This window comes from Pseudoalteromonas sp. 68 DY56-GL68, from assembly GCF_041414825.1.
Lineage (GTDB): Bacteria > Pseudomonadota > Gammaproteobacteria > Enterobacterales > Alteromonadaceae > Pseudoalteromonas.
In genome coordinates, this window is sequence record NZ_JAOCZL010000010.1 from 42,310 (window position 1) to 60,018 (window position 17,709).

Below are 17,709 nucleotides of genomic sequence, written 5' to 3' on the forward strand. Positions count from 1 at the left end.
GGTTACTGGGATCAGTTGTGTTTTTTATAACCAAAGTTTTATTTATGGCATTTAATATAATTTTGGTTATGGTTCGTTAGATATCTTAGACGGTAACGCGATAGGAGAATGCCAGTCAATTGACTGGCATTGTTGTTTTTGGTTACCAAGTATAAGTCGCGCTTAGCGTGTATTGCTCGCCGCGGCCTGGGGTACCTGGAACTTCTTCAAATGATTCATCCCAAATGTTGTCAGCAGCAAAAGTGATAAACACATTCTCAAGCTGAGCTGGCGTGAATTTTAGCGTTAATTGAGTAAAGAAGGCTTCATCGTCAGAGCTACGTAGGCGGTTACTATGTTGCTTACGCCATTCGTTATCAATGCGCAGTTCAAGTACATCCATAGGCTGCCATACTGCACCTAGTGTTACACGGTGGTCAGGGTAGTTAAGCGCATAAAAGCTGGCATCAATATCAGCCGTGCCATAGTCTTCTGACTTTTCTAAATAGGTGTAACTGGCAATTAGCTCTGTGTTTTCAAACGATTTATTCGCTAAAAACTCAACGCCTAAGGTGTCTATGTCAACTGGGTTTGCAAAACGTGCTGAGGTTGCATCAAAGCGATATGTCCAATCCGTTAGGTTTTTATCTTTACGATAGAAGATAGCTGAATCTAAACGCCAAGATGATTCTTCAATCAATAAACCTAGCTCGAGGTTATCGGTCGTTTCGCGCTCGAGGTTGTAATTACTTCTAAATAATCCGCCCGTTTCACTGCCGCCAATTGCGGTGTAACCAGGCACTTGTGTTGCTTCTGCGTATGATGCATACCAAGTATGTTCATTGCCATTTTGATTAACTACTTTCAGGCTTGCATCGGCAATAAAAGAGGTATCTGAGCTATCACGGTTAGTATCATCAAATGCAGCACCAACACGAACAGTAAGTTCTTTATTAGATGCAAGGGCAGTCTTGTACTCAGGCAAGATACTTAGTTTAGTGTAGTTGCGTGAGGTAAAGTTGTTTTCAAGAGATGTTGATTCAATTGAATCAGCAATAAACTGTCCTGAGTAGTTAACTGCAAAGCTGTTATTGAGCGAATGACGACCCGACAAACCCAATGATTTAACAGTGGTTTCATGAAACGCTTCAAACATAGCTGGGTTTTCACGAGACAATATGTAATGGTCGTTATGTTTACGACAATAACCTGTTACTTCAAAACTATTGTTCTCACCATACATTTGTTTGTGGTTTAGCATCAATAGCTTGGTTTCAAGATCTTCGGTTTCGTTAAAATTAAATGGTGTGTAAAGGTTCGGCCAACCAAAAAATTTCTCTTGGCGTCCGAACATTAAATCAGTTTGTGATGAGTCACTGGCAAGTTGAATGCGCGCTGAGGCACGTTCAAAGTCGTGGTCGCCATTATCAATTGAGCCATCACTTTGCGAGTTTGAATATTCACCTTCAAACCCTAACCGCCAATCGGGCATACTTTCAAGCTTTTGGCTGTGGGCAGCATGAATGCTTAATAAGTTAAAGTCATTTGTGCCAGTGCCAAGTGAAACACTACCAGTGCTTGTAATAGGACGCCAGCCAAATGAAACTGTACCAACGGAGCTGTTCATGCCATACAGTGCGTTATCAGCACCTGTTAAAATGGCAGGGCCAGTAAGCATTTGTGGCGCAATAGGAATTTCAGCGAAGTAGTGGCCCGATTGTGGGTCGAATAAGGTACTACTGCCAACACGAAAGCCGGTATTTTCGAAAATACCTCCACGAATGGTTACATCAGCTTGTGCTTCAGCCATATTACGTGACTGCAAATCTACACGCGGGTCATATTCTAGATTTGATACAGGCGCATCAAAAGTGCCGACAGGCTCCTTATTTGCGGTTGCTGAGACTTCAACGGTGATTTGTTCAATATTGTTTGCGTCTTCTGCTAGCACTGAGCAAGTGACGAATAAAGCGGGAAGTGTAAGCTGTACTGCGCGTACCATCTAAAACTCTCTTGAATGTATTTGATTTACCTAGGGCAGTGAACACTATAGGGGCTCACTGCAAAATTGCGGCTATTGTATCTGAATCACTCAGTTATACCACTCCAACCAGATTTCAATAGGTAATAAAAAAACCATGCTGGGGGTCACTTCAGGGCGCGATCAACTAAAATGGCGTTTAGTTTTAGTAAACTTATTTTGTATTTCTGTGATTTGATTTTTGGTCTTTCTTGCGGGGAAAGTGTTTTCTAAAAAGATAGGGCGCTGCTAAACAATAAGCGCCACCCCCTAAGTAAAAAAGGAGATTAAATACATATGAAAAGGGGGTCGTCGAGAAAAAATAAATGTCAGAGTCGGTTCGGTAATCTGTAGGAGTCAAAATATAACCTTCATAGATGAATCTTATAGCAAGAGTTATTAAGGTAACTCCCGTGACCCATAAAAATAATGTAAAGGCGATTTGATTCAGTAGTACTCTAGTATCACTGATATCAGCATACTTTACTTTTAACTTTCTTTTATTTTTTAACCGCGTCATATTTACCAAAGAAAGTGATGATGAGTGCAATAAAAATGCCTATAAAACCAATGATCGAAAAAGCTAGGCTATATTCAGTTTTAATATTAAAAATATTAAGTAAGCTAGTTATTAACAATAAAGAAATACCAACGATTTTTAAAATCGTCTGTGTTTTATTTAAGCAAAACCATGCTTGACAAGAGGGACATTGATTTTCAATAAAGAGGCTGTCTTTGTTAACCTTTTTTATATCTTTAGTCGCTATTATAGTTTTACAGTTTGGGCAAGTTAATTTCATTTTATTCCTTTTTGGGTCTTTCTCTAAGACCCCTAATTCCATTTAGAGTTACTTTCAGCATCATAGCAAACTTTAATCATCACAAACAAAAAAGCTCACAATTTGCGAGCTTTTAAACGATGTGTGTTAACACTCTACTGCTGAGGTTTAGGTGGGAAGTTACTTAGAATATTAGCAACTGTCTCTTTAATTATCTCAGTGCGTTTTTCAGGTGTTTGGTTTTTTTGCAAACGACCTTCTTTTGCACCACGCCAAACTAGTTGGTTAGAAGCGCGGTCCACTACGTCTAAAATCAGTGTGCCTACTTCATACTCACGAGTAGTTGTTTGCGTGTTGTAACCCATACCCCAATAGTTCCAACGTGCGCCGTAACCGACATTAAAGGTATCAACGTCGATTTTTTTATCAACTGATGCATGGTAGTTAATAAGTACATCTGCTTGTGCCATATCAACAAGTTTCATACCGTTTTTTTCAAGCTCAGCATTAACGGCTTCACGTACACGTTTTTCCATTAACGGGCTAATTTGGTAGTTTGCAACATTCTTAGTTAGGCTCGCGTTAGGAACCCAAGAGAAAGTTTGATAGTTGCTAAAGTCTGCTGATTTGTCGTAATCCCAATCAGGGGTTTTGGCACAAGCCGCTAAAAGTAATACAGCCGTGGCGATTAATAAGTTTTTCATACTGTTTGCTCCTTGGCAAAATTTCCACTACTTATTTGATAACATAACACAAAAATAATTCAACTGAATGATTATTTATTTACTATGGCACATTTCAAAAAAAGTACTGTAATTGATTGTAAATACAGTCATCCATGACATGTTGTATTAAGTACTGTGTTCTACTTCGATCCAGTCTTTTTCGTCTACCCAGTTTTGCGCGCCATCTTTTACTGTACGAATAGGTACAATGTAGTCGCAACTTACTTGTGGTTTAACAGAAGCAAAAATAGGCACAAAACCAAAGCTCAGAGCCGTTTCGATAATTGCTTTTTGGTTTTGTGGGTCGATATCTGCCGCTTCATCAATATAAATAGGAATACGATACAGGTTTTGTTCTTGATCACTTAATAGATAGCGAATGAATAGCATGCCGCATAATAGTTTAATAGTGATACGTGTACCGTTAGAACCTGCTGAATCGATTTTTTCGAAGTGCTCAGTGTCACCAGCACGATTCACCACTTCAAAACGAATATCGAATAAGTCGGTCAGTGTTAAACCGGCTTTTTCTGAAGCAAGCTTAATTAAATGATCTTTTGCTTCGTTTACCGCAGATTCGCTATAAGGCTCTTGGCTTAATAAATCGAGGGTATCGCCTTGCTCAAACTGATTTGAGGTACTGATAATGGTATCAATACTATCAACCAGCATCTTGCGCGGAATAACATTAATTTTGAATGCTTGAAGGTTAGAGATTCGGTGCTGGCTAATTCCTTTATTAAAGCTATTCATTTCGCGGCGTAGGCGGTCTAAGTCTTCGCGCAAGCCTTTAATGGTGGCGGCGACTTCGGTTAACGCAACGCGGCCTTGACGCTCAACGGCATCACGCTCGTTATCAATGTTATGAAACGCGCTAATCAGCTTTTCGTATTTAGTAAACTCATCGTTTTCGTTATCAAATTTAGTAATACCCGCATTGTAAATATGCATGTAGGTGTTACGTACGTTGATATCAAAGTTTCGTAGCTCTTGGCAGTCTTTGTTAAAGTGATGGATGAGATCGCTTAAGTTATCAAAATCAATACTGATTTCAATCATGTATGGAGTCACTTTGCCAGAGTAAAAATCAAGCGTGTGATCAATACGTTCAGATTTAACTTGACGTAAACGGTCAGCTTGGCGCGCAAGCAAATCTTTTTTCGATTTGATAATTGAACGACGGTCGCTAATTGAGCCACTGTTCTTTTGAATGTCTTGCAGGTAGTCGTCAACTTGTTCGCGCTCTGCATTTAACTGCTCTTTTAGCAAAGTTTGCGCATCCACAGATTGCTGCATCACTTCAAATTGTTCAAAGCGTTTTAAGGCTTCTTCAGAGGCCATTAGTTCATCATATAAGGCATCTTTTTCTTTTTGCTTTTCGGCGACATTAGCAGCCACTTCGCGCTGTTGTTTAAACTCTTTTAATGAATTTTCAAGTGCAGCGAGTTGCGCGGTTAGTTGCTCTTTATTTTCGCCCGTTTGCATTTGCACAGGACTTAGTTTTTTCAGTTTAATGCTTGCGCCAGGAAGAGTCAGTACTCCGCCTTTCACGTTTGCTGATAACAGCTCTAAAAACTCACCAAAGGCATCTTCGTCTGTGATATCAACATCACCATTGCTGGTGGTGGCAAATGATAAGATATCAGGGTTTAGAATACGCGAAATTTCTTCCACTTCTTTTAAAGACAAATCTTCCCGCATACGGGTGAATAAATTGAACTCGAGGTTCTTCAGCTGTAGTTTTAAGCTCTTAATTTGCTTTTGTGTTTCGCTAATACGGTAATCTAGCGTGTGCAAGCTTTGACCTTGAGCACTGCTTAACGAATGCGATAGCGATTCATAATCTTGCTTAAGCTGCGTAAGGCTTACTTTTAAAGTGGCCTTGTTAACTAGTTCAAACTCAGATTTAAGCGCTCGATAGTCTAAAAACCATTGTTCAATTTGAGTTTGTTTACGCTCAATATCACGCGATTGCTGAATATACAGCTGTTGCTTTTGGTCAAACTCATGCTTTTCGTGCTCGATATCTTCAAGGGCAATATTTAGCTCAGTGAGTTGCTCTTGTTGATAAGTCTCAAAGTCAATCAGTGCTTGGTCAATTTTTGGCGCATAGGCAGCAAGCTTGCCTTTTAAAACCGTTTGGTTTTCAAGCATTGATTCAAGGGCGGCGATTGGCTCTTGCATTGACTCAAGGGCTTTCAATTCACGTTTAGCGCGATTCACTTTATCGAATGAACGTCGCCACACTTCATAAAAGTCGACCCGTGAGTTTGACATATGACGCTCAAATACTCGTAGCATAAAGCGTTTAACATCACTGGCACCTAACTTATGCAAGTTAAGGATACGGCGAAAAATTTCTTTATAAATCGCTGAATCTTGCACGTTATTAAGCGGGATCATCTTTAAGTTGATATCGCCATCAAACGGGGTTGCGCCGCCAGTGAGTAGGGCGTTTAGCTCTTGCGCTTTTAATTCAATTGGATTGAAACCTTGCTCTTTTAAGTGATTAAAAAGCTTGGTGAATTTTACAATGGTTTTGCCTTGGGTGTAGTGCTCAAGGTCTAATTTACCTTGATAGCAAAAAAACTGATGCGCGTAACCTGCAATTTTACCAAGGCCAGCAACACCAATCACCACTGGGCCGTTTGGTAAATCGGCTTCGAGTAAAATATAGGATTGATCTGACGAAAAGTAGAATTTTCGGGTTTCGTCTAAATCGTGGCCATCCCATTCTGTTAAACGTAAATCATTGATCAGTGGAAATTGCAGGGCATTAATTACCGAGCTTTTACCGGTATTATTGGGTGCACAAATTGAACTGCTTTTATCCAGAGGGATCACGCATTTTGCATAGCCAGCGGTATTTAAAAGTGCAAGTTTGCTGAGTCCGTAAAGGCTTTGGCTTTGCATTATTCGTCCTCTCCTAGGTAGGTTTCTTCGTTTACTTCCATTAATGCATCGATATAACGATAAATGGATGCTTGCAGCATAAAGCCGTTTTCTACTTCGCGAGCAAGGCCTAAACGCACCATGCGAAGGTACACGTCTTTGCGTAAATCTGAGCCTGAAAAGATTTCTAATTGATCAAACAAGTGCTTGTTGATTTGCACTAAGGTTTGCATCAGTTCAAGGTCGTTTACTTCGTCAAACAAGGCACGCATTGGATCTTTACCGGTATTGGCATAGTGCTCAATCAAGATGTAGATAGTCAGTGCGATGGCACGCGAAATTTTCCCCATATTTGGGGTACTTTCGTCACTGCCAAAATAGTAAAAGCCACGGCTATCATGTTGTAGATCATGGCCAAGGGCGTTAAATAACGCGCGATAAGCATCAATGTGTTGATCAAGCTCTTGCCACATCAGCGTGTCTTGTTCGCTAATGTGGTAGCCTGATGTGAGCTTTTTATTAATAGCTTGCAGATGCGTCAAATCATCTAAGTTAATATCTGTCATGGTTATTGCTCTGTTGCTTTTTTATCGTCAGCAATCGATGAGTTAAATGGGTAAAGAGAGAAGTGTTGCTGGGCAATTTTTATTTTTACTTTCTCTTGGCTTTGGCTAATTTCAAGGTCGCCATCGCTAATTAATTTTTGATACAAGAACAGCATTTCGTCAGCTTCTAAGTCTGGGTAGCTTTCATCTAAGAAACTAAGCAGCGGCTGAGCATTTTTGCTGGCTTTTTTAAAGCGTTTTCTAAATTGTGTTTTAACGTCGTTGTAATCAGGAATATGCGGGCTTTGATAGGCGGGCACATCATCATGTTCAGGAAGCTGATATTCATCGTGCTCAAAGTCAACTAAGCCTGCCATATAGGCCACGATATGACGTTGTTGCCCGAGTGAAAAACGCTGTGCGTCTGAGACAAAGTTAGGCTGTACAGCACTTAACATGTTATCGACGCCATTTTTACGCACTAAACCAAGCACTTTGGCCGCTTGGCGAGTAATTAGGTTGTTGCGGCGCAATTCTTCACGCAGTGGCATCAACATATCGGCGCTTTTGCGTAAACTTTCACGGCCAACTAAATGCATTTCTAAAATACGGGTACGTAATTGCTCAAGCATCCGCTTGTCTTGATATGACTTACCAAGACGGTCAATTTGCTCGATTTGCGCGCTAATTTGCGCTTCGATGGTGTTAAAGCACGCGTGGAAGTCACCACGAATATCAACCATTTCAAGCATAGGTTCAATGTATTCATCAAACGCTTCAATTACTGCTTGATAACGTTTTTGCAAAGATTGCACGGCGTTGTCTGCTTTCGCTTGCTCAACAATGTTTAATATCGCGTTTTCATTGTGGGCAAACAATTTCATTATTTTGCGTACCCGATCATCCATAATACGGCTAAAGCGACGGAGCTCGTCGTAATCTTCAATTTCACCCGCTTTGGCAAGGCGGTTGCCTAGGCGCGCTAAGTCATCAACTAATACGCTGATTTCTTGGGCAAGACCTAGGTGCTCTTCTTGTAGTAAGAAAGTCGCAAAATCAGCGATAGCACGGTTGATTTCTAATTGTGACGACTTCGCAAGAGGAATAATGATATCTTGATTCAATAAACGATTTGTTTCTTTATAAATACGTTCATTTGACCAGCTTGGCTGTTTTTGTTTTATCGCATTTTGTACGTCTTTTAAGCTGAAATCAGCCATCTTAAAACGTTTAAATAATAGTTCTAACACCCCCCAATGCTCTGTAAGGGTATTTAATAACTTTTTAGCTGGGATCATATGGCTCCAGTAAATCAAAATTTTGGTGTTAGCGTTTAGTAGTAATTTATCTAATTGAGAATAGTTTTATGACTTAGATACTGCTAGAATCCGCGCCGAAACACTCGAATTACAATTTTTACATTATTATAAAGGTTGTTCAAACACCATGGTAACCCCACTTATCCTAACCCTGATAGCGGTGGCATTTTTGCTTATCGTTATAGAGGATATTATCCATGTAAACAAGGCCAAAACGACGCTTTTTTTTGGTACTTTATGCTGGATTATCTTGTTTATCTCTCCAATTCATGGGCAAACCCCAGAAACTATCCAACATCAACTTGATCATAATATTTTAGAAATAGCGACGTTGTGGTTATTTCTTATGGCTGCAATGACCTTTGTCGCTTATTTAAACTCGAAAGGGTTTATTCAAAATATTGTGCATAAAATTATGCCAAATCAAATCAGTGAACGGAAGCTGATGTTTTTGATTGGTGGTTTTGCGTTTTTATTTTCATCGATTTCAGACAATATAACCGCAACTTTGATCTCGCTTGCGGTGGTAATGTCACTGAAGTTAGACCCTAAAAAATTAATAAAATACGCAACCTTAATTGTATTTAGTGTGAACTCGGGTGGGGTATCGCTTATTACAGGTGATGTAACGACCTTAATGATTTTCCTCGATGAAAAAGTCACTATTGGTAACTTGTTATTACTTATTGTGCCTTCGCTTGCAAGCGTTGCGTTACTGGCTGTGATGTTATCAGCAGGAATGTCGGGTAATGTGGTATTTGAAAAGCAAATGGCTCGTCGTATTGAAAAAACCGACATTACCATTGCGGTTATCTTTTTCTCGACCATTATTGCCACCTTAACTTTGAGCGTATTTTATAGTGTGCCACCGCTATTAACCTTTTTATTTGGTTTATCGCTGATGTTTTTGGTTGCGCAATTCTTGATGCGCAAAAAAGACGTAAACAAAAAAATCATCGATTATATTCGTGAGATTGAATACGACACACTGTTGTTCTTCGTTGGGGTATTACTGTTAGTTGGTGCACTGAAAGAAGTGGGTGTGTTATCTCAATTTACACATTTATATGAGCTTATGGCTCCTGAGTATGCGAACTACTTAATGGGCTTGTTGTCGGCTGCGGTTGATAACGTGCCACTAACAGCTGCATTACTTAAAGCTGACATTATTATGAGCCCTCAGCAGTGGTTGTCATTTACCTATGCGACAGGAGTTGGTGGTTCAATGCTCATTATTGGCTCTGCCGCGGGTATTATTGCGATGAGTAAAGTCAAAGCATTAACGTTTATGAGTTACTTAAAAATGTCGCTGTATTTATTAATAGCCTACACAGCGGGTTATTATGGCTCACACCTAGCGGGAAGTTTTATTTAACACTTGACAGCTAGACGTCTAAACGATAACTTTCAAAGCCTGCTTTTAACAGCAGGCTTTGTTATTTTAACCAAGTGTTAACTTAACATTCAGAAGAGGTGCGATACTTAGGTAATTAATGTGAGGTGACGAACGCCAATGACCATTAATGAGGGAAGTACTCGCCGAGAAAAATAGCTGGACGTCACGGTTATTTTTCGGTTTATGAGGCTGAATCCTCAAAACTGTCACCAAACTAGGTGGAGAGCTTCTGGCATGGACTACTCTTTATTTTCAAAGCACCCCCTTGCCGAGTTCTTCTTGAATTACTGTGGATAGTTTTCCACAAAAGGAGACGACATGAATACCCAATTAGCCGCCAACACAAAATCAGATTACGTTGTTGCAAAATTTGGTGGCACCAGTGTAGCTAATTTTGATGCTATGAGTCGCTGTGCGGAAATTGTATGCGCAGATAACCAAGTACGTATTGTTGCTGTGAGTGCCAGTGCGGGCGTTACTAACCATTTAGTTGCATTGTGTAAACGTGATTTGAGCGCTGCTGAGCGCGATGAACACATCACGGGTGTTATTGCTATTCAAGAGAGTATTTTAGCTGAGCTATCGCTTGATGCCGATTTAGCTCATGGCTTTAATGAGACTTTAAGAGCATTTCAGGTGCTTGCTACTGAAGGGGTTAAATCAGCGGCAGAGCAAGACGAGCTGCTAAGTTTTGGTGAGCGCTTATCATCGTATTTATTTACGCAAGTGTTGCGTGGCCAGGGTTTAGATGCGGTGCGATTTGATGTGCGTAAAGTATTAAAAACAGATAGCCAATTCGCTAAAGCCACACCAAACATTGCTGCAACAGCTGCTGCTGCAAAAAAACATTTAGTGCCATTGTTAGCTGAGCAAGTTGTAGTAACACAAGGGTTTATTGGCAGTGATGAATATAACCAAACAACGACTTTAGGCCGTGGCGGCTCAGATTACAGTGCGGCATTACTAGCAGAAGCAATCAACGCAAAGAGTGTGCATATTTGGACGGATGTGGTGGGTATTTTCAGTACTGATCCGCGTTTATGTGTAAAAGCTACACCTATTGCAAGGCTAAGCTTTGATGAAGCTGCTGAAATGGCTACCTTTGGGGCAAAAGTGCTTCACCCTGCTACTATTTTACCGGCAAGCCGTAGTCATATTAGTGTGTTTGTTGGTTCGAGCCGTGAGCCACAATTAGGCGGCACATGGATTGAAAAAGAAAAGTCAGAGCAGCCAGGTATTCGAGCGGTCACACAGCGTAAAAATCAAATTCTTTTAACGGTTAAAAGCCCAGAAATGCTCCTTGCGAGCGGTTTCTTAGCGCGTGTATTTACTATCTTAAGTGAATTTAATATTTCAGTTGATTTGGTCACTACCTCAGAGATCAGTGTGGCAATCACGTTAGATAACGCACCGAATGCATCACGTCCTGAGCTGGATCAAGCCTGTTTAGATAAGCTTTCTGAGTTTTGTCATGTGTCGGTTGAAAACAACTTAACACTGGTGGCTCTAATTGGCTCTGAGATTCAATTACGTCAGCAAGAGACCAACTTAATGCAAGTATTGAGTGATTTTAATATTCGTTTAATTTGTCATGGTGCAAGTAAACATAACCTGTGCTTTTTGGTGGAGCAGGGCGAGTCTGACCTTGTTGTTCAAGCTATTCATAGTCGATTATTAGAAAGCCAAGTCGCGGCATAGGTCGTTAAAGTTAATAAAAGAGCACTGCCAGTCAGTGCTTTTTTGTGCCACCACGCTTATGTCAAAATCATTCAGTGTGTTACTTGAGGCCGTGAGGTTATGTTTTTCGATTTCAGTAAACACATTTGGGCTCAAAAGTTTAGCGATAGGTTGCGATGTTGCTTTGGCAAGTGCTTCTTTCAGAGTCCAAATCCTAAAAAAGCATCCAGCTTGCTCATTTATATCGCAAAAGCCACTTATTAAATTAACTTCATTGTGATCGTAAAAATGTTTGGCGAGCTTCACAAAAGGGCGTGTTTTCGAACAGTGTTCTATATCAAAACCAAATTGATCTTGCTCAGGGTTTAGCGCTGCACCAATAAAACCACGGGAATGTGATAAGCAGGCCCAAATTGGTTCACTTACAGGAAAGTGAAGTTTCAATTTGTTGTCTACGTCATCAAATTGGCTCGAAATTGCGCAAAGTGGTGTATTTTTGAGTAAAGGAATGCTGCGTTTTAGTAAATACTTAAGTACTAAGCGCGTGGCAATATACTCTTGCTTAGCGGCTGGCATTTTGCGTTTTGTAAGTACACTGAGTTCGAATTCACTGAGTAACTTTTCAACGGGCAAGGTGCTGATATCGATACGTGAAGCATCCATAAGTACAACTTGTTTATCAGTTGAACTTAGCGCCGAATCAATTTTTAAGGTGTTAGAAAAATAGTGACTGCTCATGGTTTGTGGCTTTTACGAAACCCTACAATTAGATTTGTTTATTTTTACAGCAAATGCTCTTGTATGGGCACGAACAAACGCAAATTGTTTACGCAGTTGACTGTAATTATGGTTTAATGAGGAAAAATAATAACAGAAATGTAGATGTATGGCACAAGTTCGTGATGGCTTCCAAAGTCGTATTGGTTTTGTACTTGCCGCTTCTGGTGCGGCAGTAGGTTTAGGTAATATTTGGGGGTTCCCAACGCAGGCGGCAAACCATGGCGGCGGTGCATTTTTACTTGTTTATTTTATCGTTATTTTCTTGTTAGCACTTCCTGCTTTGTATACTGAGCTGTATTTAGGCCACCAAGCGCAGGCAAACCCAGTCAAAGCGCTATCAAGTGCATGGCAAGACACCGCACCCAAAGTGGGAGCCGCAGCCGGCTACATAGGCCTGTTTGGTGCTGTTGTGATGCTGAGCTTTTATTCAATCGTTGCAGGTTGGATGCTCGCGTACGCATTTGAGCCAATTGCCAACTTTTTTGGCCTGACTGAGTTAAGTCATTTTTTACATAGTGATTCAATGGCACGCAACTTTGTGTTTACGCCATTGATGCTTATTCTAACCGCAAGCATTATTTTAAAAGGGGTTAAATCAGGTATCGAAACCTGGTCACGCCGTTTAATGCCATTATTGTTAGTATTGCTAGTGGCTTTAATTGGCTACATAGGTACTCTTGATGGTGCAATGGATGGTTTTGCTGCTTATTTAGTGCCTGACTTTAGCCAAATTCTCGATGCGAACTTAATTATTGCAGCAATGGGGCAAGCGTTCTTTTCATTGTCACTAGGCGTCGGCTGTATGATGGTATACGGCTCATATTTAAAGCCTGATGCGAACTTACCAAAACTAACAGGCACCGTTGCATTACTTGACACGGGTGTGGCATTTTTAGCGGGTTTATTGATTATTCCGGCTATTTTTGTTGCCCAACATAACGGTGTAGAGGTATTTAGTGGCGGTAAATTGGTCGGTGAAGGGCAGTTAATTTTTGCGATTTTACCTGAGCTATTTAGCACTATGGGGCAAGTAGGCTTAGTGGTTGGTTTATTATTTTTTGTGTTGATGTCGATTGCATCGGTGACCTCAACCATTTCATCAACCGAAATTCCAGTCGCATTTTTAGTTGAAAACCACAGTATTGAGCGTAAACAAGCAACCTTATTTGTTACCTTAGTGGTGTTTATTGCTTCATCGCTGATCATCCTTAACTTTGATTGGTTATTTGGCTTAGTGATTATGGTGCTCACGCAGTACCAATTACCCTTGATGGGACTATTTTATTTCATTACTGTTGGCTGGTTATGGCAGCGTGGTAATAAATTGCATCAAGTATCGAGTGGCCCACATTATTGGTTTGCTCAGTACATTCGCTTTGTGTGTCCATTATTGATGACGGCGGTATTTGTGAACGTGGCGTTGTTGAAATAAAGTATCGAGTTGCAAGTTAGTAAGTAAAAAGGCGTGGGGTTTAAACCTCACGCCTTTTTTTAATTTAAAGGTGCTTTTGCCTTATATAACTTCGTTAGTTAATGGTAAACCTTGGCTAAGTTCGTTGGCGCTTTGTAATGTTGTGCAAGCAATTTCGCTAAGCGCTTCTTGAGTGAAAAAACCTTGGTGCCCAGTAACAAGCACGTTTGGAAAACTAACCAAGCGAGAAAAAATGTCATCCTGCATGATTTCTTCGCGGTGATCTTTAAAGAAAAGCTCTGACTCTTGCTCATAAACATCAAGTCCTAAGTGACCGAGTTTTTTGGACTTAAGTGCTTGAATACATGCTTGTGTATCGAGCAGTGCACCACGAGAGGTGTTAATCAGCATGACACCGTCTTTCATTTTTTCAAATGCCTTGGCATCAATTAAGTGATGAGTATGTTCGTTTAGTGGGCAATGCAAGGAGATGACATCACTTTGCGTGAGCAGTGTGTCTAAGTCGCAAAGTGTGTAATCGCCTTTTTTAGCGACAGGATCGCACACTAACACTTTTGCACCGAAACCATTTAAAATATTCACTAATGCTAAGCCGATTTTACCGCAACCTATAATACCGATGGTTTTTTGAAACAGGTTAAAACCCAGCAGGCCATTTAAATCAAAATTTCCTTCGCGTACTCGGTTAAAGGCTTTATGGGTTTTTCGGTTGAGTGTTAGCATAAGTGCTACACAATGCTCAGCAACGGCCTCAGGGCTATAAGCGGGCACACGACAAACCTTGATGTTGTGCTCTTTGGCGGCTGCTAAATCAACATTATTAAAACCCGCGCAACGTAATAATATGGCTTTAATACCTAAAGTGGCCATATTGGCTATGACATCTTTATCGACAGTGTCGTTTACAAATACGCATACTGCATCAAAACCATGGCATAAAGGTGTTGTGGTACTGTTGAGAGATTGCTCAAAATAACTGAGCGAAACCGACTCAGCGTATTCCGTTAGATTCCTTTCAAAAAACGGTTGTTCATACTTTTGCGCACTGAATAAGGCCAGTTTCATCATTTAAATTACTCTCTATCACCATTTTGAGGGCTTCAGGTTTAGTGCGCGGGGCATATCGCGCAACAAGTTGACCCTCTGAGTTTATAAGAAATTTGGTGAAATTCCATTTAATTGCGCGGTTTTGCGCAATTCCGCGGGTATGGCATTTTAAATAATTAAATAACGGATGCGCCTCAGGCCCATTGACTAATACTTTATTAAAAATAGGAAAGCTAACATCAAAATGCTGTTGGTAGAAAGTCTGTAGCTCCTGCCCATCTAACGGCTCGTTATGACCAAACTGATTACAGGCGAAAGCAAGCACTGTAAATCCGCGTCCTTGATACTCATTATAGAGTTTTTCAAGGCTGGCCATTTGCATTGAAAAGTTACATTTACTGGCGGTATTTACGATAAGTGCTGTTCTTCCTTTTAACGATTCAAGGCTGAAATTTTCACCGGATGTAAGCTGGGCATTGAAACGATATATACTATCCATGTTTTACCTGTGTGTTTTTAAACGGTTTAAATGAACTTTTTTTCATTCGCTTTTTAGTTATTCGATTGAGATAATGAAATTGTTACTAATTTATCACTCAAATAGGTCAGTTTTATGTCAATGAAAGTCGCCTTCATCGGATTAGGTGTAATGGGTTACCCTATGGCAGGTCACCTTGCCAACGCAGGTCACAACGTGACTGTTTACAATCGCACAACAGCAAAAGCGCAAAAGTGGGCTTCAGAGTATCAAGGTCAATATGCTCAAACGCCTAGTGAAGCTGCAAAAGGCGCTGAAATTGTATTTATGTGTGTGGGTAATGATGATGACCTACGGTCAGTTGTTTATGGCGACAAGGGTGTGCTTGCGGGCATGGAGTCTGGAAGCTATTTAGTTGACCATACAACGACTTCGGCCGAGGTAGCCCGTGAAGTGGCGACTCAAGCGAAACTACAAGGTGTTGCATTTTTAGATGCGCCAGTTTCTGGCGGCCAAGCGGGCGCCGAGAATGGTGTATTAACTGTGATGGTTGGTGGTGACGAGACTGATTTTAATGTTGTTCAGCCTGTTATGGCTGCTTTTAGCCGCTTTAGCCAATTATTAGGCGAAGTAGGCTCTGGCCAGCTTTGCAAAATGGTTAATCAAATTTGTATCGCAGGTGTGGTACAAGGTTTAGCGGAAGGTTTGCACTTTGCTAAACAAGCGGGTCTTGATGGTGAAAAAGTGATCGAAACTATTTCAAAAGGTGCTGCAGGCTCATGGCAGATGGAAAACCGCTACAAGACAATGTGGGCGGGTGAGTACGAATTTGGGTTTGCTGTTGATTGGATGCGTAAAGATTTAGGCATTGCGCTTGATGAGGCAAAGGCAAATGGCGCAACCTTGCCGATGACAGCCACGGTTGATCAGTACTATGCTGATGTACAAGCGCTAGGTGGCGGCCGCTACGACACCTCAAGCTTGTTGGCACGTATTGAAGCGTTACATAAAAAGTAACGTGATATTGTTTATAAAAAAACGCGACAAAATGTCGCGTTTTTTATTACATGCTTTGTGCGTAATTGTACAACGCTTTTAAAATATGTAGATTTTTTTCGTTATCATCATTTTCATGAGCTAGGTTTTCAAGGGTGATCATGAAATCTTGCGCACTAATTGATGGACTATCTTCACCGTGCATGAGCTTGTTTTGACAGTATTGACGCCATGTAGCCAGTTCATCTTGGCTAAGAGTTTGTGGCCAGTTTCGAGCGCGATATCTAAATAGTAAGGTGGCAAACTTTTTGTCATCGAAATCAAGCTGCATTGAGGCTAGTTGCTCAGGGCTTGCATCGCGAATAATGGCAAACTTGGCTTTATCTGCATTGCTCGTAAAGCCATCATAAAGTTGGTAGTCAGGGTTTTGGTTTTCACTAAAATCACGCTGCTCATTAAAGACTTCGGTTACTTTGTCGCGAAGTTCAGTATTCGCTTTTAAGACAGCCAAGTTTTGTAGGCACTTTTCGCGGTCAATGCCTAAACGCGCTGCGTTTTCAGGTAACAAGGTTTTTGCTGGCGCAAGAATAGGGCATTTATTTAGGTGTACGAGCTTTAAGCCTACTGGTGCTTCGTCTTCACCAAGGTCACTGTGTTTGGTATAAAGCCGAGTGCGTAACTCCTCGACCGACAAATCTAATAACACCTGTGGATCTTCAGTTAAGTTAAAGCAAATAATGGCGTTTTTGTTCACCGGATGAAAGCTCATAGGTGTAATCCAGCTAGTGCAACCTTGGCTTGCAGGGATGCGTGATGAGGTATGCACCAGTGGTGTCATGTTAAATACGTCGACTAAATCAGCGAGCGCTTTTTTAGAACGTAAGCTGAAGAAAAACTGATAAAGCTTAGGCTGTTTTTCTTTTATAAGTTTCGCAAGCGCAATCGTTGCTGTTACATCACTCAATGCATCGTGAGCTGCGGCATGTTCTATGCCATTGGCTACCGTTAGATGTTCAAGTTTAAAACTAGGCGTGCCGTCTTCTTTAAGCGGCCATTCAATACCTTCAGGGCGCAGTGCGTAACATGCACGTACTAAATCAATAATATCCCAGCGGCTATTATTATTTTTGTACTCACGCTCGTAAGGGTCATAAAAGTTACGGTATAGACTATAACGTGTTACTTCATCATCAAAGCGAATACTGTTATAACCAGCTACACAGGTATTAGGTTGGCTAAACTCGGTATGAATTTTTGCCATAAACTCAGCTTCAGGCAGCCCTTTTTGCATTGCAATTTGTGGCGTGATACCTGTGATCAAACAGGCTTCTGGATGCGGTAAGTAATCGGCAGCAGGCTTGCAATACTCAATTAACGGTTCACCAATAATATTTAAATCTAGATCAGTGCGAATACCTGCAAACTGACTTGGGCGATCTTTTTGTGGGCTAGCCCCAAAAGTCTCGTAGTCGTGCCAGTAGATTGTTGGTTGGTTTTCGTAGTATTTTGGTTCACTCATTCTGTCTCTTAGCCCTTTAAAATCATAGGTTTTGGCTGTTTTATTCTTTTTTGTTATCTATTCGAATACGTTGCAATATCTGCGTGGTGTGTATAAATTTTTTGCTAAGTGTGTATAAAATATAA

At 40.8% G+C, this 17,709-nt stretch carries 14 protein-coding genes and 1 riboswitch; of the genes, 4 read left to right on the forward strand and 10 right to left on the reverse strand.

What is annotated here, in order from left to right; genetic code table 11:
* Positions 1 to 142 precede the first annotated feature (142 nt).
* The 6 genes from NYF15_RS06825 to NYF15_RS06850 form a co-directional block, all read right to left on the reverse strand.
* Positions 143 to 1,981: a TonB-dependent receptor plug domain-containing protein gene (locus tag NYF15_RS06825; protein ID WP_371353145.1), complete on the reverse strand. Its 1,839-nt coding sequence runs from the start codon at positions 1,979 to 1,981 to the stop codon at positions 143 to 145.
* A gap of 518 nt (positions 1,982 to 2,499) precedes the next feature.
* Positions 2,500 to 2,841: a hypothetical protein gene (locus NYF15_RS06830; protein ID WP_371353146.1), complete on the reverse strand. Its 342-nt coding sequence runs from the start codon at positions 2,839 to 2,841 to the stop codon at positions 2,500 to 2,502.
* Between the two features lie 92 nt (positions 2,842 to 2,933).
* Positions 2,934 to 3,482, reverse strand: coding sequence for a DUF4136 domain-containing protein (locus NYF15_RS06835; protein WP_130150137.1), 549 nt, complete (start codon positions 3,480 to 3,482; stop codon positions 2,934 to 2,936).
* A gap of 147 nt (positions 3,483 to 3,629) precedes the next feature.
* Entirely contained in the window at positions 3,630 to 6,416 is a 2,787-nt protein-coding gene (locus NYF15_RS06840; RefSeq protein WP_371353147.1) for an ATPase, read from the reverse strand.
* Entirely contained in the window at positions 6,416 to 6,961 is a 546-nt protein-coding gene (locus NYF15_RS06845; RefSeq protein ID WP_371353148.1) for a hypothetical protein, read from the reverse strand. Before NYF15_RS06845 ends, NYF15_RS06840 begins: the two co-directional genes overlap by 1 nt.
* Positions 6,962 to 6,963: 2 nt before the next feature.
* A complete protein-coding gene (locus NYF15_RS06850; protein ID WP_371353149.1) occupies positions 6,964 to 8,238 on the reverse strand; it encodes a hypothetical protein in 1,275 nt (424 codons plus the stop codon).
* Between the two features lie 148 nt (positions 8,239 to 8,386).
* On the opposite strand from NYF15_RS06850, the gene nhaD reads away from it, so the two are divergent.
* Together nhaD and lysC are read left to right on the forward strand one after the other, a co-directional pair.
* The gene (gene nhaD, locus NYF15_RS06855; RefSeq protein WP_371353150.1) at positions 8,387 to 9,634 is read left to right on the forward strand and encodes a sodium:proton antiporter NhaD; all 1,248 of its coding nucleotides are present in this window, start codon (positions 8,387 to 8,389) and stop codon (positions 9,632 to 9,634) included.
* 85 nt (positions 9,635 to 9,719) lie between these two features.
* Positions 9,720 to 9,892, forward strand: a riboswitch (Lysine riboswitch).
* An 81-nt stretch (positions 9,893 to 9,973) separates the two neighbouring features.
* A complete protein-coding gene (lysC, locus tag NYF15_RS06860) occupies positions 9,974 to 11,353 on the forward strand; it encodes a lysine-sensitive aspartokinase 3 (RefSeq protein ID WP_237118343.1) in 1,380 nt (459 codons plus the stop codon).
* Here the strand turns inward: lysC and NYF15_RS06865 are convergent.
* Positions 11,330 to 12,070: a 4'-phosphopantetheinyl transferase superfamily protein gene (locus NYF15_RS06865; protein ID WP_371353151.1), complete on the reverse strand. Its 741-nt coding sequence runs from the start codon at positions 12,068 to 12,070 to the stop codon at positions 11,330 to 11,332. The genes lysC and NYF15_RS06865 overlap by 24 nt on opposite strands.
* Positions 12,071 to 12,218: 148 nt before the next feature.
* On the opposite strand from NYF15_RS06865, the gene NYF15_RS06870 reads away from it, so the two are divergent.
* The gene (locus NYF15_RS06870; protein ID WP_371353152.1) at positions 12,219 to 13,544 is read left to right on the forward strand and encodes a sodium-dependent transporter; all 1,326 of its coding nucleotides are present in this window, start codon (positions 12,219 to 12,221) and stop codon (positions 13,542 to 13,544) included.
* Between the two features lie 81 nt (positions 13,545 to 13,625).
* Here NYF15_RS06870 and NYF15_RS06875 read toward each other — a convergent pair whose 3' ends face one another.
* Together NYF15_RS06875 and NYF15_RS06880 are read right to left on the reverse strand one after the other, a co-directional pair.
* The gene (locus NYF15_RS06875) at positions 13,626 to 14,609 is read right to left on the reverse strand and encodes a 2-hydroxyacid dehydrogenase (protein WP_371353182.1); all 984 of its coding nucleotides are present in this window, start codon (positions 14,607 to 14,609) and stop codon (positions 13,626 to 13,628) included.
* Complete coding sequence (locus NYF15_RS06880; protein WP_062569340.1) at positions 14,575 to 15,090, reverse strand: glutathione peroxidase; 516 nt, start codon at positions 15,088 to 15,090, stop codon at positions 14,575 to 14,577. The genes NYF15_RS06875 and NYF15_RS06880 overlap by 35 nt, the downstream gene beginning before the upstream one ends.
* Before the next feature lie 114 nt (positions 15,091 to 15,204).
* On the opposite strand from NYF15_RS06880, the gene NYF15_RS06885 reads away from it, so the two are divergent.
* Positions 15,205 to 16,086 (forward strand): NAD(P)-dependent oxidoreductase, encoded by an 882-nt coding sequence (locus NYF15_RS06885; protein ID WP_062569339.1) that lies wholly within the window; start codon positions 15,205 to 15,207, stop codon positions 16,084 to 16,086.
* Positions 16,087 to 16,132: 46 nt separating this feature from the next.
* Here NYF15_RS06885 and sbcB read toward each other — a convergent pair whose 3' ends face one another.
* Positions 16,133 to 17,584 carry an exodeoxyribonuclease I gene (gene sbcB, locus NYF15_RS06890; protein ID WP_371353153.1) on the reverse strand — a complete coding sequence of 484 codons (1,452 nt, stop codon included), beginning with the start codon at positions 17,582 to 17,584 and terminating at the stop codon, positions 16,133 to 16,135.
* Positions 17,585 to 17,709: the final 125 nt, after the last annotated feature.